Annotated in this window: 18 protein-coding genes and 1 pseudogene; 12 read left to right on the top strand and 7 right to left on the bottom strand. The window is 59.7% G+C overall.

What is annotated here, in order from left to right; all coding sequences use genetic code 11:
- Positions 1 to 210 precede the first annotated feature (210 nt).
- From J6524_RS11340 to J6524_RS11355, 4 genes are all read left to right on the top strand, one after another.
- Positions 211 to 501 carry a hypothetical protein gene (locus tag J6524_RS11340; protein WP_225670494.1) on the top strand — a complete coding sequence of 97 codons (291 nt, stop codon included), beginning with the start codon at positions 211 to 213 and terminating at the stop codon, positions 499 to 501.
- A gap of 125 nt (positions 502 to 626) precedes the next feature.
- A complete protein-coding gene (locus tag J6524_RS11345) occupies positions 627 to 2,360 on the top strand; it encodes a type I secretion system permease/ATPase (RefSeq protein ID WP_225670496.1) in 1,734 nt (577 codons plus the stop codon).
- Entirely contained in the window at positions 2,357 to 3,685 is a 1,329-nt protein-coding gene (locus J6524_RS11350; protein WP_225670499.1) for an HlyD family type I secretion periplasmic adaptor subunit, read from the top strand. Before J6524_RS11345 ends, J6524_RS11350 begins: the two co-directional genes overlap by 4 nt.
- 14 nt (positions 3,686 to 3,699) lie before the next feature.
- The gene (locus tag J6524_RS11355) at positions 3,700 to 4,611 is read left to right on the top strand and encodes a hypothetical protein (protein WP_225670501.1); all 912 of its coding nucleotides are present in this window, start codon (positions 3,700 to 3,702) and stop codon (positions 4,609 to 4,611) included.
- Between the two features lie 10 nt (positions 4,612 to 4,621).
- Here J6524_RS11355 and J6524_RS11360 read toward each other — a convergent pair whose 3' ends face one another.
- The 3 genes from J6524_RS11360 to J6524_RS11370 form a co-directional block, all read right to left on the bottom strand.
- The gene (locus J6524_RS11360) at positions 4,622 to 5,095 is read right to left on the bottom strand and encodes a VOC family protein (protein ID WP_225670503.1); all 474 of its coding nucleotides are present in this window, start codon (positions 5,093 to 5,095) and stop codon (positions 4,622 to 4,624) included.
- A gap of 119 nt (positions 5,096 to 5,214) precedes the next feature.
- Positions 5,215 to 5,922, bottom strand: a complete 708-nt coding sequence (locus tag J6524_RS11365; RefSeq protein ID WP_225670505.1) for an alpha/beta hydrolase — start codon at positions 5,920 to 5,922, stop codon at positions 5,215 to 5,217.
- Between the two features lie 32 nt (positions 5,923 to 5,954).
- Complete coding sequence (locus tag J6524_RS11370) at positions 5,955 to 6,485, bottom strand: dihydrofolate reductase family protein (protein ID WP_225670507.1); 531 nt, start codon at positions 6,483 to 6,485, stop codon at positions 5,955 to 5,957.
- Positions 6,486 to 6,708: 223 nt separating this feature from the next.
- Between J6524_RS11370 and J6524_RS11375 the strand changes: the two genes are divergently transcribed.
- The 6 genes from J6524_RS11375 (at position 6,709) to J6524_RS11400 (ending at position 10,571) form a co-directional block, all read left to right on the top strand.
- Positions 6,709 to 6,960: a type II toxin-antitoxin system ParD family antitoxin gene (locus J6524_RS11375; protein ID WP_376712009.1), complete on the top strand. Its 252-nt coding sequence runs from the start codon at positions 6,709 to 6,711 to the stop codon at positions 6,958 to 6,960.
- Between the two features lie 44 nt (positions 6,961 to 7,004).
- Entirely contained in the window at positions 7,005 to 7,361 is a 357-nt protein-coding gene (locus J6524_RS11380) for a type II toxin-antitoxin system RelE/ParE family toxin (protein WP_225670508.1), read from the top strand.
- Positions 7,362 to 7,655: 294 nt separating this feature from the next.
- The gene (locus tag J6524_RS11385; protein ID WP_225670509.1) at positions 7,656 to 8,912 is read left to right on the top strand and encodes a tyrosine-type recombinase/integrase; all 1,257 of its coding nucleotides are present in this window, start codon (positions 7,656 to 7,658) and stop codon (positions 8,910 to 8,912) included.
- Positions 8,909 to 9,454: a hypothetical protein gene (locus tag J6524_RS11390; RefSeq protein ID WP_225670510.1), complete on the top strand. Its 546-nt coding sequence runs from the start codon at positions 8,909 to 8,911 to the stop codon at positions 9,452 to 9,454. Before J6524_RS11385 ends, J6524_RS11390 begins: the two co-directional genes overlap by 4 nt.
- Before the next feature lie 301 nt (positions 9,455 to 9,755).
- The gene (locus J6524_RS11395) at positions 9,756 to 10,085 is read left to right on the top strand and encodes a helix-turn-helix domain-containing protein (protein ID WP_225670511.1); all 330 of its coding nucleotides are present in this window, start codon (positions 9,756 to 9,758) and stop codon (positions 10,083 to 10,085) included.
- 147 nt (positions 10,086 to 10,232) lie between these two features.
- A complete protein-coding gene (locus J6524_RS11400) occupies positions 10,233 to 10,571 on the top strand; it encodes a hypothetical protein (RefSeq protein WP_225670512.1) in 339 nt (112 codons plus the stop codon).
- A 17-nt stretch (positions 10,572 to 10,588) separates the two neighbouring features.
- On the opposite strand, the gene J6524_RS11405 is transcribed toward J6524_RS11400, so the two are convergent.
- Positions 10,589 to 10,831, bottom strand: coding sequence for a hypothetical protein (locus J6524_RS11405; protein WP_225670513.1), 243 nt, complete (start codon positions 10,829 to 10,831; stop codon positions 10,589 to 10,591).
- Between J6524_RS11405 and J6524_RS11410 the strand changes: the two genes are divergently transcribed.
- Positions 10,820 to 12,325: a phage/plasmid primase, P4 family gene (locus J6524_RS11410; RefSeq protein ID WP_225670514.1), complete on the top strand. Its 1,506-nt coding sequence runs from the start codon at positions 10,820 to 10,822 to the stop codon at positions 12,323 to 12,325. The genes J6524_RS11405 and J6524_RS11410 overlap by 12 nt on opposite strands.
- A gap of 675 nt (positions 12,326 to 13,000) precedes the next feature.
- Here J6524_RS11410 and J6524_RS11415 read toward each other — a convergent pair.
- Positions 13,001 to 14,371 (bottom strand): heterodisulfide reductase-related iron-sulfur binding cluster, encoded by a 1,371-nt coding sequence (locus tag J6524_RS11415; RefSeq protein WP_225670515.1) that lies wholly within the window; start codon positions 14,369 to 14,371, stop codon positions 13,001 to 13,003.
- Between the two features lie 211 nt (positions 14,372 to 14,582).
- Complete coding sequence (locus tag J6524_RS11420; RefSeq protein ID WP_225670517.1) at positions 14,583 to 14,843, bottom strand: DUF1127 domain-containing protein; 261 nt, start codon at positions 14,841 to 14,843, stop codon at positions 14,583 to 14,585.
- A gap of 160 nt (positions 14,844 to 15,003) precedes the next feature.
- On the opposite strand from J6524_RS11420, the pseudogene J6524_RS11425 reads away from it, so the two are divergent.
- Positions 15,004 to 16,585 (top strand): annotated as a pseudogene (locus J6524_RS11425) (winged helix-turn-helix domain-containing tetratricopeptide repeat protein).
- Positions 16,586 to 16,755: 170 nt separating this feature from the next.
- Here the strand turns inward: J6524_RS11425 and J6524_RS11430 are convergent.
- Positions 16,756 to 18,306 (bottom strand): winged helix-turn-helix domain-containing tetratricopeptide repeat protein, encoded by a 1,551-nt coding sequence (locus J6524_RS11430; protein ID WP_225670519.1) that lies wholly within the window; start codon positions 18,304 to 18,306, stop codon positions 16,756 to 16,758.
- Between the last annotated feature and the right edge of the window lie 47 nt (positions 18,307 to 18,353).

The raw sequence follows: 18,353 nt of genomic DNA on the forward strand, positions 1-18,353 counted from the left end.
CTTGCGCCGATCGGCCGATAGCCGCCGAAAAACGAGCGGCGAGGGCCTGGCCCCGCGTCGGCCTGTATCGGCCGCGGCATTTGTCCAGTTCCCTTCTCAACAAATGATCACCAAAACGCCGCATGTGAGTCCGCAACCTTTCCGACTCCAGCGGCTTTGTGCAGCGCGACGTTCGTCGCATTTCAGCCAACTATCATAGGAGTTGACTACATGGCTGCTCTTCTCGGAAACCTGCTTGGCACCGTCGATGGCCTGCTTGGAACCGCTACCGGTGTCCTTGGTGGCGCAAGTGCCAGCGGCAGTGCCTCGGCTAGCGCCAGCGGCACGGCGGATCTGTCGCACACCCTCGATCTCGGTGCAGTCATCGAAACAAGCCCGAGCATCGATCTCTCCGCCGGGCTCGACGGTGTCGACGCTTCGGTTTCCGCACCGACCCTGATCGGTGCCAGCGCGGATGTCGGTCATCTCGAAGTCGGCGGCCTGCTCCACGGCCTCGCCTAGTTCCAGCTGAGTCCAGAACATTTCAAAGTGCGCGGCGTGGGGAGCGCATCTCCACGCCGTGTCTCGACCGTCTGCACGAGTTGATCGCGCAGAAGCCCGTCAATCTTGCCCACGGTGATCGCCGAATGCCTACGGGCGCGCTGACCGTTTCCGACGACTCCGCCGCGCCTGCGCGCCGGATCGACGACGTTCGCCAGGCGCTGATCGCGCTGTGGCCGCACTTCCTCTGGGCCGGGCTGTTCTCCAGCGCCATCAACCTGCTCTATCTGAGCTCGCCGCTCTATCTGATGCAGGTCTACAACCGCGTACTGCTCAACGAGAACGTCTCAACGCTCGTCCTGCTCACCTTGATCCTCGCAATCGCGCTGCTCACCATGGCGGCGCTGGACGCGGTACGCTCCTACATCCTGATCCGCTGCGGCATCCGTCTCGATATGGAATTGTCGGCGCGCGTATTCGAGGCGCTGGTAGTGCACTCGGCGCAGCGCGGCGCCTCGCGCGGAGCGCAGCAACTACGCAATCTCGATCAGTTCCGCACTTTCGTGACCGGCCCCGGCATCTATTTCGCGTTCGACTTTCCGTGGATACCGATTTATCTAATGCTGCTGTTCTTCATCCATCCGCTGCTCGGCATCGTCGCAACCATCGGCGCGGTGCTGCTGCTCGCCCTCGCCGGCCTCAACGAGATGATGACCCGCGAGCCGATGAAGCAGGCGGAGGCTTCGGGCAACCAGTCCTACGTGTTCACCGAAAACATCCTGCGCCACGCCGATGTCATCCGCGCGATGGGCATGCAGCCGGCGGTGGAGCGCAACTGGCAGAGCCAGCGCTCCTCGATGCTGGTGCAGCAGGCGCTCGCCAGCGACAAGAATGCGGTGATGACTTCTTCCATCCGCTTCTTCCGCTTGCTGCTGCAATCGCTGATGCTCGGCACCGGCGCATGGCTTGCCATCGACCATGCCATCGCGCCGGCGACCATCTTCGCCGCTAGCATCGTGATGGGCCGGGCGCTGGTCCCGGTGGAGCAGGCGGTCGGCACCTGGAAGCAGTTCATTGGCGCGCGCGAGGCCTATGCGGAGGTGCGCGAGTTGCTCGCAGCCATCGACCTGACGCCGCCGCACACCATCGTGCCGCGGGCGCGCAATACGATCGAAGTGCGTGACCTGCGCTGCCTGCTGCCGACGCGCAAGGAGCCGGTGATCAAGGACCTGACGTTCGAGCTTGGCGGCGGCCAGGCGCTCGGCATCGTCGGCCCGAGCGGCTCCGGCAAGAGCACGCTGGCCCGCCTTCTCGTTGGGGCGATCGCACCGGCTGACGGACGGCTGCGCTTCGGCGGGCTCGACTACAGCCATTGGGATCCGCTCGAGTTCGGCCGCCATGTCGGCTATCTGCCGCAGGACGTCGGCCTGTTCGCCGGCACCGTGCGCGAGAATATCGCCCGCTTCGGCGATGCCTCGACCGAAGAGATCATCGACGCCGCCAAGCGCGCCGGCATTCATGAGATGGTGCTCGACCTTCCCAAGCAATACGACACAAGGCTGGGTCCCGGCGGCGTCGGCCTGTCCGGCGGGCAGCGCCAGCGACTGGCGCTGGCGCGCGCACTGCTCGGCCGGCCGCCGCTGCTGGTGCTCGACGAGCCCAACGCCAATCTCGATGCGCCCGGCGAGGAGGCGCTCAAGATCGCGCTGCTGCAGGCCAAGAACGAAGGCGCGACCGTCATCGTGATCACCCACCGCACCACCATCCTCGACATCGTCGATGTCATGATGGTGCTGCGGGGCGGCATGCTCGACATGCTCGGGCCGCCGGGTGAGGTCTACCGCGCCTTGCAGCAGGCCGCCGCGGGGCGCGCATCATGACCGCGATCGACGACGGCTACGCCCCGCTACGCGACCGTGTTCGCTATTCGCGCCCCGCGCGGCCGGCGCTGCTTGGTGCCGGCGTGGTCGCAGCATTCGCGGGGGCGATGACGATGTGGGGAACGCTGGCGCCGATCTCCGGCGCGGCGATTGCCAGCGGCAATCTCCAGGTCGAGGGACGCCGGCAAAGCGTGCAGCATCCTTATGGCGGGGTTGTGCGCCAGCTCGCCGTGCGCGACGGCGCGCGCGTCGAAAAAGGCCAGCTCCTGATCCGGCTCGACGATAGCGACCCGCGCGCCAAGCTCGACGTGCTCATCGCCGACCGCGATGCCGCGCTCGCCGCCCGCGCGCGGCTGGTCGCTGAACGCGACAAAGGCGATTGGCCGGATTTCGACGCAAGCCTGCGCGCGCGCAGCGATCTCTCCGCCGTGCGACAGGCGATGGCCAATGAGACAGCGATGATGGCGGCGCGAAAGCATCAGTTCGCGGCCGAGACGGCGGTGCTGCGCGGCAAGATCAAGGAACTTGAATCGCAGATCGCGGGCACGCAGGCGCAGCTCGCCGGCACCGAGAAGCAGCGCGAACTGCTGATCGACGAGATGAACGGCGCGCAGCATCTGTTCGCGCAAGGTTATACGCCGAAGACCCGTATCCTCGCTTTGCAACGCGAGGACGCCAGACTGCAGGCCGATATCGGCGCGCAGCAGGCCAGCATCGCCGGGATGCAGCAGCAGATCGCGCAGAACGATCTCGAAATCGCCCGGGTGGAGCGCGCGCGCATGAGCGAGATTACCGACCAGTTGCGAGCGACTGAAAACAAGCTCGCAGAACTCGCCCCCAAGATCGACGCCGCCACGGATGTGATGGCGCGCACCCGCATCACCGCGCCCGCGACCGGCTCGGTGGTCGGCCTCGACGTCTTCACCGAGGGCGGTGTGATCCAGCCCGGGGCGCGGCTGATGGACATCGTGCCGACCGACAATCCGCTGATCGCTAGCGCGAAGCTGAAACTATCCGACATCAACGATGTCGCGGTAGGTCACCGCGCCGAGGTCCAACTCACCGGCATCAACTATATCGAGCGCCCCCGGCTCTATGGCACCGTGCACACCGTTTCCGCCGACCGCCTGATCGACGACAAGTCGGGCCAGGGATACTACGCCGTCGAGGTCGCGCTTGATCCGAACGACGTCAAGAAGTCGCGCATCGATCTGCAGGCCGGCATGCCGGCCGAAGTGATCGTGCCGACGCGTCCACGCACGCTGTTCGAATATCTGCTCGGACCGTTGCGCGACGAGATCACCCGCGCGTTCCGCGAGCGCTGAAGAAGGAGATGGTCATGGCCGAATCCGACAAGAACGCCCGCCGCTCCGACGCCGCCGAACGCAGCCGTCATCTCGCGGCAACCGAGTCGGTGGCGTTTGCCACCATGCTGCTCGGCCAGCTCAACGATTCCGACGCCGTACTGCATCGCCTCGAGCACGAAAGCGATGCGCGCGCGGCGGAGCCGGCCGCCCCGCAGGTTCACCCGGCCGAGACCGCGATTGCGCCGCCCCCCGCCGATGGCGGGCTTGCCCACGAGGATCAGCATGCCGGCACGATGGACGCTCCGACAGCCGATCTCTCGCCCGCCATCCATGCCGACGCCACGGCTGTGGTCCCGCCGCCGGATGCAAGCGTCGCTATCGATAATGCGTCATCAGCCGGCGTGGTCGTCACGGGGGCTCTTACACCGTCACCTACGCCGTCGAGTTTCAGCGCGTCGATAGACCATTCGACATCGGCAGGTGCGAACGGCACGCCCACTGGCAGCGTTGCCTCGACATCGCTCGACCTCGGAGCAGCCGTTCACACGATCACGGACACCGTCACCGGCATCGTGGACACAACGCTAGCGACGGTGTCGAGCACAGTCGCGAGCCTGAGCGCCACGGTGACGCAACTGGCCTCGACCGTATCTGATAGCGTGAGCCATCTGACTGACGGCCTGCTCGGCACGATCACCGGCGCCAGCCATGACGCACCGTCGACGGGCGTGCTTGAACCAGTGGTGGCGGACCTTCTCGGTCCGGCGCCCAGCCCGGTGGACGCCACCTCGCACGGCATCGCGCTGCTCGACACCGCGGGTGCGATCCCGACGGCGCTGCTACATCCGATGCCGCTGCAGCTCGGCTTTCTCGGCCAACCGACGATGGACGGCCATGAGCCGCATGACGGCGCATTCTCGGCGCTGGGCATCCATCATTTCTGAAGCAGCAGTGTCAGCCGCGCCGGGCCTTCTCGATCGCAGCGACGTCGATCTTCGTCATCGTCATCATCGCTTCAAATGCGCGCTTTGCTTCAGCACCGCCGGCGGCCAGCGCCTCCGTCAGCACGCGCGGCGTGATTTGCCAGGAGACCCCCCATTTGTCTTTGCACCAGCCGCACGCGCTTTCCTGCCCGCCATTGCCGACGATGGCGTTCCAGTAACGGTCGGTCTCCTCCTGATCGTCGGTGGCAATCTGGAACGAAAAGGCTTCGTTGTGTTTAAATGCGGGACCGCCGTTGAGACCGAGACAGGGAACGCCGGCGACGGTGAATTCGACCGTCAGCACATCGCCCGCCTTGCCGGCTGGATAATCACTGGGCGCACGGTGGACGGCATGCACTGCGCTATCGGGGAATATCTCGGCATAGAAGCGGGCAGCGGGCTCGGCGTCCTTATCATACCAGAGGCAGATCGTGTTCTTTGCCATTGCGAGTCCTTTCAGTTTCAACCGTATCGCGCCCCAGCCGCTTCTGTCGAAATAGGCAGGCCTGGTGCTCCAGCCTAGATGTCCTTTGCCTGCGGTCAAATGCGCCGATCCTGCAGCGATCAGATCGCCCCGAGCCGACGCGACATAGAAAGAATCGCGTCCGCCATCTCTGCCGGACGAAGCGTCGGATGGAGATGCGTGCCTTGCAGCCTCGTCAGCGGCCAGCCGCGTCGTCGCGCTTCCACGGCTGCATGATCATAAATGATCGAGGTCTGGATGAGACCGGCCGGGACGTGATCCCAGCTTACGAGTTCGATCGTGTCGTCGAACCAATCGACGTGCATTTTCGGCAATCCATTTTCGAACTGCGCGAAAGCCACAGGATCGCGGGCCAGAATGTCAAGGCCGACGAGAGAAGCGCGCTGCGGATCGCCGGAGAACCATTTCGACCAGACCGGAAGACTTCCGTCGGCTTGGACAAGGCTTCCGATGTGATCGCGAAGCGCGGGCCTGACGGGTGACGCCTCGCCTTGCGATGGAGGAACTTCGCCATCCACGATGATGACGGCAGACGCGGGTAGTTTGATCGCGAGATCAGCAGCCAACACGCTTGCCGAACTATGCCCCACAACAACCATTCGACTGGTGGGCGCGATGTGGTCGAGAAGACTTCGAGTCCATGCGCGCCAGGCCGGCGGCGAGGCGTGATGGGCCAAGATGTCAGGTACCTGGACACGGTATCCGGCTTCGCGCAGATGCTTGGCCGTTGGCTCCCAGCTTGATGCGCGGACCAGCGGTCCTGCGACAAGGACGAAATCTGGCGACATCAGCGGTGACTTCCATCCAGCGAGTTGCGAGATTAGGCAGGAACGTAGGTCAACCTGATCACATCCTCGCCAATCCGATCGTGAGTCATAAGACGGAGCGGCGGCCGGGGTCCGGCGAAATAGGGCTTGCCACGACCAAGCACGACGGGGTGCAGGTAGATTCGATACTCATCGATCAGGCCAAGTTCGGTGAGGCTTTGCGCCAAGTCCGGGCCAGCAACTTCGATCTCCCCGTCGCGCTCGGCCTTCAGCGCGCGGATCGCGCCCTCAAGATCATCCTCAACAAGCCTGGCGTTGGGGCCGACCGACCTCAACGAGCGCGAGACGATCCATTTCGGCTGGTTCCGCCACGCCGCCGCGAAGGCGTGTTCCTCCGCACCCCATTCAGGATGATCGTCATCCCAGTAACGCATGATCTCATACATCTGACGGCCGTAGATACTGCCCGCCTGCCTCTGGGTCTCCTCGATGAAGTGGCGGAAGAGCGTGGGGCTCGGCGCAAACGCCATATGGTCGACGTAGCCGTCCAGGGACTGATTCATTCCGAACACGAGCTTAGCCATACCACTTCCTTCTCACGCGGCACATCTGCGCGGTTCTGCTTGCGTTGTGCAAGCGGTTGTAAAGCTAGATCGACTGATTTTATTTCGCAATTGGTTTTTGGAGTGTGCATGAACGCAACGCAGCGGCGGTTGCCGAGGGTACGCGCCAACATTCGGTTGAGGCAATCAAATGACCATATGCCATAAATGGGAACCTCGCTTTCGAATAACCATCGAGGATGCAATGCCCACCAGAAATGTCGTGCTGACGGAGCGTCAGGAAGAGCTCCTTGAGGCACGCGTCAAGTCTGGCCGCTACCAGAATGCCAGCGAAGTGTCGCGCGATGGATTGCGGCTCGTGGAGCAACGCGAGGCGGAGGATGCAAGCAAGCTGAAGGCCCTGCGGACAGCGGCTCGCGCCGGTGTCGGGGGCATTGGATCGAGGAGACTTCAAAGCATTCGCAGACATCGAAGAGCTGCAAACCTGTTTGAATGACCTCTCGGAGAAGATCATCTCCCGAACCGCCAAATAGAGCCGTCATGGCGGAGCGGAGATGGCGCGTTCGTCTCGGCGCTGCCGCGGAAGTCGACTTTGCCAACATCCTCAAATGGACCATCGAGAATTTTGGCGCGCGACAATCTCGCGTCTATCGGGACACCCTTGTTCAGGCGATTGGCGAGCTTGCCGACGGTCCCGATGTTGTGGGCTCCAGGGCCCGGGACGAGATCATGGCAGGCCGTCGCACGCTCCACGTTGCGCGGCGCGGCCGTCGCGGAAATTATTTCCTAATGTACCGGACCGCGCCGAACAGCACGATCGAAATCGTGCGCATCCTCCACGACAGAATGGACCTTCAACGCCACGTCCCATCCGCCTCCGACAAGAGCATCGAATAGAGCTGTAACATCGCAGGGAGCGTCGGGCGCGCCTCTGGATGCGCCAGCGTGCTGCGGCGTAGAATTGCAAGTGGCGCGCCCGAAAGGATTCGAACCTCTGACCCCCAGATTCGTAGTTTTGGCCATGCGCCAAATCCTGGTTAAGGGTCATTAAGCAAGAACCGGCGGGCGGGAGCTAAGCGTAAGATTTGACTGCGTAAATTAACCTCGCTTAGTCAAAACCGGCGTAGACCTCCAGACTAAAATGCGCGGCACTTGGCCTCTTTCTACGTGCAAAACCGTGCAGGAGGATCCATGCCGTCCACCCAAGCCACCCGCATTCTTTTGACTGACAAGGCCGTCAAGGGCCTGCCATTCGCCCCGGCCAAGCCGCAAATCATCCGCGACAGCAAAATTGCCGGCTTTCATCTCTGGGTCGGCAAGTCCACCAAGACCTACCGCTTTCAGTACGAAACCCCCAGGGTTGACGGCCAGCGTGGCTCCACCAAGGTGGAATGGCTCGGCGAACACCCGCACGCCAGCGCCGACGAGGCGCGGGCCAAGGCCCTCGAAATCGTGGCGCTCCGCGCCCGCGGCGAGCCGATCCCACGCGGTTTTGCCACCGTCCCGGACGCTACCCCAGCCCTCACCTTCAAGGCCGCCTGGGACGCCTATAAGGCTGCTCTCGAGAAGCAAGACCGGAGCATCCGCACCATTGCCGATTACCAGGACAAGTTCGACCGCCACCTGAAAGACTGGCACGACAAGCCGCTTGCCAGCATCAAGCGCGAGGATGTCGTCCAGGAGCATGCCGCGATCACCGAGCGGGCCCGAAAAGCCCGCGCCGGCCAGAAGTACGCAAGCGGCAAGTACGCCGCCAACGGCACCCTCCGCTTTGCCCGCGCCGTCTGGAACTACGTCAAGGACGAACTCGAGACGCCGGGCCTTCCGGAGCGCAATCCATTCCGGTCAGGAAAGCTGTTCCACAAGGAGAAGGCCCGTAGCACCGGTATGGGTGTTGCCGAGCTGCCGGCGTGGTGGGAACAGCTTGAGGCGCTGGCCAATCCCATTCGCCGCGAGCTTCATCTGTTTATGCTCCTCTCTGGTTTGCGTCGCACCGACGTTTTAACCGCCCGCTGGGCAAACTTCGACGCCGCCCGTCCCTCGCTGCGCCTGCCATCCCCAAAAGGCGGCGAGGAGAGAGCGTTCGAGCTGCCGCTATCGACAGCAATGCTAGGCTGCTTGGAGCGGGTCAAAGTAGTCGGCCAGACCTACTACCCCGAGGAGAGTAGGATCTGGATCTTCCCGGCGACTGGAGGTCACGTCGCTGAAGTCAAGGAAGAGGGCCGGCAGAAGCTGTCGCATACAGGACATGCGCTGCGGCACTCATTTCGGACGCTTGCAGCAGCTGCCGGTGTCGATCGCCTTCGTCTGAAGATCCTGATGAATCATGCCATCGATGACGATGTCACCGACGCTTATGCAAACGTGCCTGCGCTGTTTGCGTCCTTGCGTGACGCTCAGGAGCAGATCTCTGCTTTCATAACGAAGAACATGGTAACTACCCAATGAGCTCCCTGGATGCATCGAAGGCACAAATTTCGCATAAGCAGACTCCGGTTGTGAAAGACGGTCGCTTGAATCTCGAATCGTTTCTCGTCGTGCAGTCGCGACAAAACCGCAGCTGCTCTAAACTTCTCGACGCGATTGATGAACTCGATCGGCGGTTAGCGGCCGGGATTGGTCATCGACGCACGCAGCTCCAGGCACGAAGCGAAGCCGCGCAAGAATTTGCAAAGGTTCTTGACGCCAACCCATCGCCTCTTCGGGAAATCTGCTTCGCTACGGATGATGGGAGATACGTTTTCATTGTTTTCGAAGTTAAAGGAAATCCGTCTCATACCTCGCTGAAACAAGCTGAGGAATGGATGGCTGCACGCGGCCAGACCTGGACGAAGAACAGCAAGAGGCTGCGAGCTGAGGTGCTGAAGGCTCTTCGGAACGGCGATGAACTTCCCTCTGGTCATTTCGGATTTCGGGTGGAGCGAACGATCCGGATCGTCGACGAGCTGACCGAAGGGTTTCACGCCGAACTGCCCAACTCCTTCCGGTAAATTAACGATACCCAGATTTTCCCATTGATGGATCCCGGGAAAGAAGTTACTCCGTTAGCTGACCACATCCTAATGGCCAGTGGTCAACATATCGGAAGCAATTGCACCGTGACGTAAAGCTACCGGAGCCATTGAGCTCCTAGTACGCTGAAGAACATCGGAATAGCAGAGGCCATCAAGCGATCCGACGAATGCAACCCATCTCGAATGGGAGCGCTCGTCGCTGTCGCTGTTTCATCAGTTCCCAATCATTTAGACAACGCAGGCGCATCCCATTCGGTTAACACCGAAGGAACTGCGCATGTCGAAGTTCAAAACTAGTCTCCCGCTTCCGGCCTTTGATGGGCAGGAACAGGTCGAGGCTCTTGCTCGCACAATAGCGAAGGCCGTTGTCGATCAGCTCGGCGCCGACGCGGTCAATTCGCCTTTCATTCGAAGCAGCGAGTGCGCCCAGATCCTGGGCGTGACCCCTCAACATTTGTGCGGAATGCGCGCGCGAGGCCAAGGACCGCCTTGGTCGGGCGAGGGCAAGTGGGTCCGCTATGAGCGTCAAGTCGTCGTCGAATGGATCCGCAATCTGCCCACAGAAACCAGCGCCCGTCACGCAAACGAGACATCCGCGGCTGTCTGAAATCGTCAATCACTCTTATCATTTGGAATGGGAACTCTCATGACAACTAAATCCAAGAGATCCACCACGAAGCCCTGGCCCCAATTTCGATCGCCTAAGGCTTGCAGCATCAAATGCACTCTGCTCGATCCCAGTAGAGCGGAAGTAATGCTCAACATGCTTGTGCTTCCGGACATCCTTCAGGGGAAAGAAAAAGTGTCGTTCATCAAGGCACTTCACGACGCAACCGAGGGCAATCCGGAAGCGCTTAGCTTACTTTTGAGCGCAGTACAGAGCTGGAGTTACATCACGCCGGCTGACATAGCGCAGTTCAGAACCATCTGGGAGGCAGCGAAGCTTCGGCCACCAAAGCCCAATGCATTAGTCCTGCTCCGCAGGGTCTGCAAACGACAGGGCTTCATGCCACCATCGATGATTGAAGCGTTATTCGACGATGCGTCGTTTGACTTCGCCGCCTACCTGAGGTGGCACAACAGCGCCCGTTGAGTTCATCGAAGCAACGTCTATGTCCCATGAATTTCAGTGGTGCTAACATCATCATGGCCGTGAGAATTACGGCCATGACAATGCACGTCGAGCGAAACTTCTTCCATATGATGCCCGTATCGACGCTCAAGGCAACTTTCTACTAATGATTGCTTTATGGTTTTGATGGCAATCTTGTTAACCGGTACGTCTAACGTCAATGCTGCCCCCCTATCATTTGAACTAATCAACTTGCCATTGGCGAGACGATGAACCGCCATACCCGCCTCTACTCTGCTTCGCCCGACAAGCTTGTTCCTAGCCCAGATGAATGGCTTGAAGGCACAGAAATAAGCAAATCATGGATGCAGCCTTGGCCTAGGCGAATCGCCTACGAACATAAGCATGGTGCCAAATGCGCAGAGCTGTTCCTCAAATACAGGCATCCTCGGAGGATTATCGCATCCCAAGGCATACTGTATTCTCTTCATGAAGATGGTTTGTGGAGAGAGCTGCCTGAAGCACAACTGGAATCGGAAATCGCCAGCACCGACTTCGCCACCTTCCTGGACGTTCAGCACGTCAAAAAGATGGTTCAATCCATACATCAAAGGTGCTCAACAAATATAGCTCCGTTTGAGTGGCTAGACACTCGTCCAGGCGATCCAAGTCCGGCAAATCTCATGCTGTTTCGCAATGGGCGGTACGATGTCAAACGAAACATTCTTACACCACACGACGGACGGTATTTTGCGACTGAAACGCCGAGCTATGATTACCGCCCCGACGCGAGCTGTCCTCTCTGGGCAAAAGCTTTGGATCAATGGCTCGACCCGTCCGATCAGGACACGCTGCACGAGTTCATGGGCTATCTCCTGACGGCTGATACGAGCCTTCAGAAGATGCTCGTGATGCTTGGACCACCTAGAAGCGGAAAATCCACAGTGATGACTGTGCTGGAGTTGCTTTGTGGTCCCGTGCACGTCTTATCCCGGACCATAGATGAGCTTTGCGGCTCATTCGGTCTCCAGGGCTCACAAGGCAAGCGTCTAATGACGATACCGGATGCACATGATGCAGACTCAAAAAACCATCACATAGCATTGAACAGACTGAAGAGTATCACTGGTAAGGACACGATTAGCATCAATAAGAAATACGGAGACATTGAGAACGTGCGGCTTGCGACCCGTATTGTTATGGCAGCAAATCGCCATCCAAAGTTTCTCGACGACAGCGGCGCCCTTGCTGCTCGCGAAGTAATACTAACTTTTCAGAAGAGTTTCCTTGGCAACGAGGACGAACAACTCGGCGCCAAACTGGCTCGACAGCTGAGTGGCATCGCAAACTTGGCAATCAAGGGCCTATCGCGACTGCGAGCGAACGGCAACAAATTCACACGAGGCGCATCTTCGAAGCGCGCGGCGGTACAGGCTCGCAAAGATCAAAGTCCCGCCTTCGAATTTGCCACCACATGTCTGAATGTCACGCGCAAACGGAAGGATTTCGTTACTGATCGGATGTTGACTGAAGCATATGACGGTTGGTGCTGGATCAATGGTGTCAAGGGATCGGCGAAGAGAAGCATATCGCAGCTAAAAGGCGACCTGGAAACTGCATTTGCGCCAGCCGTTACCAGAACCCAGCGGAGGGTCCGCGCGAATGGTCATGAATCCGTGTCACAACCTCAACACGGGCTTTCTGGCATCGCTTGGACCTACGACCCTCATCGCAAAAAGCAATTTCGGTTACCTAATACCGGCTCTGACAAATGACGGCGGCGAGCGTCACAAGATGTTTGCCCAAAACTTATGGGATGTGACACGCTATGGAACTTTTAAAGATCCATGTGACAGTTACGATCCATCATCCGAACTCTTTCCATGGAGATCAATGAGTTAGGCGGACTTTCTTTCTGCAATCGACACTCACCAATCTCTCTTGATTGTTGGAAAGGCGGAAGGAAAAAGGACAACGCTCCATAGACAAGAGAAATTTTTCGTGGGTCCTTCCAATAACACAAACTCTTTGGGGGCAGAAACGGAGCGCGCCCCCTCTTCCGATGGGTGAGAAAAATATTTCCCTTAGGAAATAGGTAAGCGACCCGCATTGCGATGTCGCGCGTCCTCACGTGCGGACCCGCGGCGCCTGGAGCGTTCTTCTGTTTCACCCTCAGAGCTTAACTCTCTCAAGGTTGGGCCCAGCACCGAATATGATTGGATTCTACCGCGATTGGGTCAACAGTCTTGCGGTGGGGGAGCGCCGGGGGATGTCAAAATGGAATCGCGCTGTTTGCCTTCTGAGCGGCTCGGCGGCCGTGCCAATTAAGTAGTCCAATAGAGCTGTTGTTTGCCGGGCCACGTCCACTGACCCCCCATTGAACGGACCTCAATGAGGCGTGCCGCCACTTCGCTGAAGGGCTGAAGGGCCAACAGGCGACGCTAGGTTGGCTACGACGGCGCCACGACGCCCGCGCGCTGCTCCGGGAGCGCACCGCCCTTCAGGGGAAGCGGCTGGTCGCCAAGTAGCACCTTGACCACCACGTCACGCGCATTGCCGGGATCAAGCGAGTGCTTTGCGATCAGGTCACCACAATCAGCGACGATCCGGTCGGCGTCCTGCATGATCTTGAGCTCCTTGTAGCGATCGTGCCGATGCAGCCCCATGCTTTCACCAACCACTTCAAGGATATTGATGATGCGGAACGGCCAATCGCGCTCGTGCGCGCACAGTTCGCGATGATCGGAATGATAAACCGCAACCAGCGCATCAACACCCGCGTCACGCGCAGCCTCAAGTTCCCTGAGCTGCAATTCGCGCTTGAATTTTGGAAGTACGCCAACATTCACGCTCTGCAGACCTACCGCCGGCTGGTTCAGTTCGACAAGTTCAACGCCGGGGACCATCTTCAGGATTTCAGTGGCGGCTTCCACAACGCCGACTACGCCAGGATGCTTGTGCAGCGCGACACGCATCTCGACCCTGCTCTGCAGGTACGGCTTTAGCTGCGCCAGCCGGTCGCCGAGAAACCGCATGAACGGGTTCATCGCGAACGGGCGAGAGCCACGCTGTCGCTCCACCGTCGGCAGCATGGTTTCCGTGTACTGGACGTAGCAGCTCGGGCACCAAGAGATCACCTGTCCCGACCTGGAGTGCGACAGCTTCTCCATGGTGTTCGAGCCCATGCGACCGGCCATCTCGGCGTCGCCGGACTTGAGTTGCGAGATACCGCAACAATGGCTGGGGCCGCCCATGACCCGGTAACTGACGCCGAGCACATCCATGATATCGAGAGCAAGCAAGGCAATGTGCGGCGTCTTCAGGACATTGCAGCCGGTGTAAAACACGAAGTCCGGCATCTCGACGGACGTGGACACTGACGCCGACTTTTGACCCAGTCGATCCATGACCTCCGCATCCAGCTGCAACTGCGACAGCACCGTCACGCTGCGACTGACCTCGCGGTATATCTCCACGCCTTTCCGGCGTCGTTCAGCAAGTTCTTTATCGGACTTCGCGATGCCGAGGCGCGCCATAGCAAGCAGGAAGCGTGGATTGACGCCGTAGTCGCACGCCTTGATACATTCTCCGCTGAGCATGCAAGAGGCCGCCCATTTGCGAGACGCCTCCGGACCGTTACCGGTGCGGACGAGATCGAGGATACCGCTGATGACGTCTTCGGACTTGGTATCCGAGATGCCGGCGGGCACTACGCCTGGACAAACCTCAACGCACTTGCCGCATCGCGTGCAAGCGTCAAGCATGTCCTGGACGCGTTCGCCCAGAGCCGTCTCGAAGGATATCTTGTCCACTAGGGGCATCGCAGGCTCCGAGTCTGCTGACGGATTGGCCGCTCGCGCGCAGTAGTCGCCTCGAAAGCTAACCTACCAGTCGGCAATTTTTGAAGGCCGAGTCTTCCGTCCGCCTTGGGTCACTCGCGCTATTTTTGACCCTTTCGCCGGGTGTTTGCTTGCCTCCTGACAGCGGCGGAATTGCAGACATTTCCCAAGCACTGCTTGGGGCCAATGGCGGTCATCTTAGGGCGCCGATATCAGACATCCAACGGAGGGGATCCCGTGGTATCGGGTGGTTAGAGGTGACGTAGCCGATCTCGCTGCGTGTAATACCGATGTCCATAAGCTCGCTGTCCGTCAGGCGGCACAATTCATTTTGCAGCCTCCGGCGTTTGCGCCACTCCTGAAATGCCTTCCAATATGCTTCGAGCGGACTATAGACCGGCCGGTCGGTAGTTGCTCTGTGCTGCAATTTGGTGATCTCGTGGACCGTGCTCATTGCGGTGTGTCCTGTCTGGTCTTTTTCACCAGTCTGGAGTTGCCGCAAGATGCGCCAGCGCGCTTGACATCCGGCTTACATTTTCCTTACCGGCGGCTTAATATTTGCGTTCGAGCGGCGCTGGAGCCCGAAGATCGAAGGCCGCCTAAGGGATCGTCAGTTGCGCTATTTCTTCGAGGAGTACGCATTCGACACCGACCGTCGCGAGTTACATCGCGGGGGCAAACCTAGTCTCCATTACGCCGCAGGTCTTCGATCTACTCGCCTATTTGATCCGGCACAGGGAGCGTGTCGTCAGCAAAGACGATGTGATCAGCGCGGTTTGGAACGGACGCATCGTCTCAGATGCCGCGTTGACAACCCGCCTGAATGCCGCTCGGGCCGCAATCGGCGATGACGGTGACAAGCAGCGCCTAATCAAAACATTGCCGCGCAAGGGCTTCCGCTTCGTTGGCGCAGTGCAGGAAGAGCTGAAGCCCGCAACTGCTTCGGCTAGTTCGGCGACAGAGAACAACGGCACGGCACAAAGGCCGTTTTCTCCGCCTCGTCTTTCCATCGTTGTGCTGCCGTTCGTCAATCTCAGCGGTGATCCGGAGCACGACAATTTCGTGGATGGTGTGGCCGAAAGTTTGACCACGGACTTGTCGCATTCCCGCAACTTGTTTGTAATCGGCCGGAACAGCGCCTTCAAATATAAGGGAAAGGAAATCGACGTACGGCAAGTCGGGCGAGAATTGAACGTCCGCTACGTGCTCGAAGGCTCGGTGCAGCGGAACGGCAATCGGCTTCGGATGAACGTGCAGCTGATCGATGCCGAGAACGGTAAGCATCTTTGGGCCGAGCGCTTCGAGAAGCTCACCGCTGACCTCTTCGATATGCAAGATGAAATCGTATCAAGGCTTGCCTACACGTTACACGTCCAACTCGTCATAGCCGCGGCGCGACGAGCAGAACGTTTAGCGCATCCCGATGCAAAGGACCTGAACTTTCAAGGCATTGCCTGCTTGCAAAAGGGTGCGACCCCTGAATACGTAACGCAAGCGCGCGGCTTTTTCGAACGTGCCCTGGCGATCGACCATCGAAGTTTCGTAGCGCTGTTCGGCATGGCAAACGTCGATCTGATAGCGGCGTTCTCCCTGCTAACTGACGAACCGACCGCGGCCCTTTCGGCAGCCGAAACAAATGCGATCAAAGCGCTTTCGTTAGTCCCGGACGATGCATATGTGCATATGACCTTGGGTGGCATCTACATTTTGACAAACCGCGCTGTTCAAGTGATTGCTGAGTGCGAGCACGCATTAGCGCTTGATCGAAATACAGCCAGGGCTCACGGCGCTATTGGTTGGGCTAAAGCGCTTATGGGTCGCGCAGCCGAGACCGAGGGCCATGTACTCGAAGCTTTACGTCTATCCCCTCGCGATATGGGTGCCCACTGGTGGATGCATTTTATGGGCGCAGCCAAGATGCATCTCGGTGCGGATGCCGAAGCCGTCGTATGGCTACGACGAAGCATTGAGACCAACCACAACTTCCCTCCAGCCCATTTTGCGTTAGCCGCCGCCTTGGGCCTGATCGGCGCGCTGGATGAGGCGCGAGCGGCTGCGCGGGCGGGACTTGCGCTCAACCTTGGCTTTACCATCCGCCGCTTGCGTGCCGCCAAGCCAAGCGACAATCCGACGTACCTTGCTGGGCAGGAGCGGTTTTGTGAAGGGATGAGACTAGCTGGAGTGCCGGAGCGGTGATGTCGGCTGCGGGTCATGAGCGCCGTTTTGGCGGCCAAGCCCGCCGCTTCCGGTTTACTCTGAGCAGCAGACCTTGTGACGGGCTGTTGGCAGGTCTCTGAAGGGCCAACTCCGGACTTACTCGCCGCAGAAGAGTGCCGCTATTCGATCACCTCGTGAACAGTGGAGATCTACTCGGGCAACCCCGCTTTCCGAAGGCCCTCAGTCATCAGCTTCGCGTTTGATTGTCCGCCCCGAGCGATCCACGAAGATATTGTAAATGCAGGATCGGTCTCAAGCAGACGCGCCGCCGCCTCACGGGCCTCAACGTCGCGTCCGAGATGGGCGAAGGCGGATGCGAGACAGCGGTAAGCTGGCGAATAGGAGGGGTTCTGACGTTGGGCTTTCTTCCCTGCGGCGATTGCCTCGTCAAAGCGACAAAGCTCGATAAAGGAGACGCCCATCCCAGAAAGCGCTCGGTGTAGGCGCGGGTCTACCGGGCTCACGCGAAGGGCGTGTTCAAAGCTCCGGATCGCTTCCTCCGGCAGCCCCGCAATTCTGTAGACATTGCCTCTGCAGTTCCATGCCCAATATGAATTGGAGTTGAGCGCGACCGCCCGGTCAGCCATTTCGATCGCGCTTTCACAGTCGCCGACGTGGTACGCCGAGATTAGGCAAGCCCATGCTAACGTTTCTGGATCGTTATCGTCGAGGCTCAATGCCAAGCGAAGAAGCCGAACTGCTTCGTTGCGGTCGCGTTGAGGATCGATGGCGTAGCCGAGAAGGACGTTGAGCCCGTGGCCGGCACCTTCCAGAGCCGCGACAAGGCCAAACCCAGGGTCCAACTCCAGGGCGCGATGAGCCAGCCTTATCGCCTCGGCCACCCCTTCGCGGGTCGGTAGGTAATACTGTTGCAGGGCTCGGAGAAAAAAATCATAGGCGGACAGGTTCTCTGATCGCCGCCGCGTCGCCATGGCAATTTCCGTTTGAAGCAACTTTGGCTGAATAGCTGAGACAACGGCGACCGTCACTTCGTCCTGAAGTGCAAAAACATCCGTCAGGTCACGCTCGAACCTGTCTGCCCAAATGTGCGTGCCTGTCACCGCATCAATCAACTGTCCGGTGATCCGAACCTTCCCTGACGCCTTGCGCACCGACCCCTCGAGAACGTAGCGGACGCCAAGCTGGCGCCCGACGTCTTTGATGTCGACGGTTTTGCCCTTGAAGGTGAAGCTCGAGTTGCGAGCGATCACGAACAACCATTTGAACCGCGAAAGTGCGGTAGTGATCTCCTCAACCATCCCGTCTGCGAAGTACTCCTGCTCGGGATCGCCAGACATGTTCGCGAACGGCAGCACGGCGATGGAGGGCTTGTCGGGAAGTGCAGGAACGCTATCGGGCGTATCGCCTGAGTTTAGATCTGCAACCTCTCGCACCTCCCGCACCTGTCCGACGAAGCGGAAGCCCTTGCGCGGTAGTGTTTTGATAAAGCGTTGTTCCTCGCCGGAATCGCCGATTGCACCCCGGGCGGCATTCAGGCGGGTTGTCAGCGCCGCGTCAGATACGCTGCGCCCATTCCAAATGGATTTGATGAGGTCGTCCTTGCTGACAACCCGCTCCCTGTTACGGATCAGGTAATCGAGCAGGTCAAAAACTTGCGGCGTGATCGACACCGCATCGGTCCCCCGATGCAGCTCGCGCCGGTCGGTGTCAAATGCGTATTCCTCGAAAAGATAGCGCAAGCTGCCATTCCTTCTCGGGGTCGCCTCTGAACTAGCGCATGGAGAAT

Source organism: Bradyrhizobium hereditatis, from assembly GCF_020329435.1.
GTDB lineage: Bacteria > Pseudomonadota > Alphaproteobacteria > Rhizobiales > Xanthobacteraceae > Bradyrhizobium > Bradyrhizobium hereditatis.

Coding starts and splice junctions, on each gene's coding strand:
- J6524_RS11340 (WP_225670494.1), top strand. CDS start 211: ATGGCTGCTCTTCTCGGAAACCTGCTTGGCACCGTCGATGGCCTGCTT.
- J6524_RS11345 (WP_225670496.1), top strand. CDS start 627: ATGCCTACGGGCGCGCTGACCGTTTCCGACGACTCCGCCGCGCCTGCG.
- J6524_RS11350 (WP_225670499.1), top strand. CDS start 2,357: ATGACCGCGATCGACGACGGCTACGCCCCGCTACGCGACCGTGTTCGC.
- J6524_RS11355 (WP_225670501.1), top strand. CDS start 3,700: ATGGCCGAATCCGACAAGAACGCCCGCCGCTCCGACGCCGCCGAACGC.
- J6524_RS11360 (WP_225670503.1), bottom strand. CDS start 5,095: ATGGCAAAGAACACGATCTGCCTCTGGTATGATAAGGACGCCGAGCCC.
- J6524_RS11365 (WP_225670505.1), bottom strand. CDS start 5,922: ATGTCGCCAGATTTCGTCCTTGTCGCAGGACCGCTGGTCCGCGCATCA.
- J6524_RS11370 (WP_225670507.1), bottom strand. CDS start 6,485: ATGGCTAAGCTCGTGTTCGGAATGAATCAGTCCCTGGACGGCTACGTC.
- J6524_RS11375 (WP_376712009.1), top strand. CDS start 6,709: ATGCCCACCAGAAATGTCGTGCTGACGGAGCGTCAGGAAGAGCTCCTT.
- J6524_RS11380 (WP_225670508.1), top strand. CDS start 7,005: ATGGCGGAGCGGAGATGGCGCGTTCGTCTCGGCGCTGCCGCGGAAGTC.
- J6524_RS11385 (WP_225670509.1), top strand. CDS start 7,656: ATGCCGTCCACCCAAGCCACCCGCATTCTTTTGACTGACAAGGCCGTC.
- J6524_RS11390 (WP_225670510.1), top strand. CDS start 8,909: ATGAGCTCCCTGGATGCATCGAAGGCACAAATTTCGCATAAGCAGACT.
- J6524_RS11395 (WP_225670511.1), top strand. CDS start 9,756: ATGTCGAAGTTCAAAACTAGTCTCCCGCTTCCGGCCTTTGATGGGCAG.
- J6524_RS11400 (WP_225670512.1), top strand. CDS start 10,233: ATGCTCAACATGCTTGTGCTTCCGGACATCCTTCAGGGGAAAGAAAAA.
- J6524_RS11410 (WP_225670514.1), top strand. CDS start 10,820: ATGAACCGCCATACCCGCCTCTACTCTGCTTCGCCCGACAAGCTTGTT.
- J6524_RS11405 (WP_225670513.1), bottom strand. CDS start 10,831: ATGGCGGTTCATCGTCTCGCCAATGGCAAGTTGATTAGTTCAAATGAT.
- J6524_RS11415 (WP_225670515.1), bottom strand. CDS start 14,371: ATGCCCCTAGTGGACAAGATATCCTTCGAGACGGCTCTGGGCGAACGC.
- J6524_RS11420 (WP_225670517.1), bottom strand. CDS start 14,843: ATGAGCACGGTCCACGAGATCACCAAATTGCAGCACAGAGCAACTACC.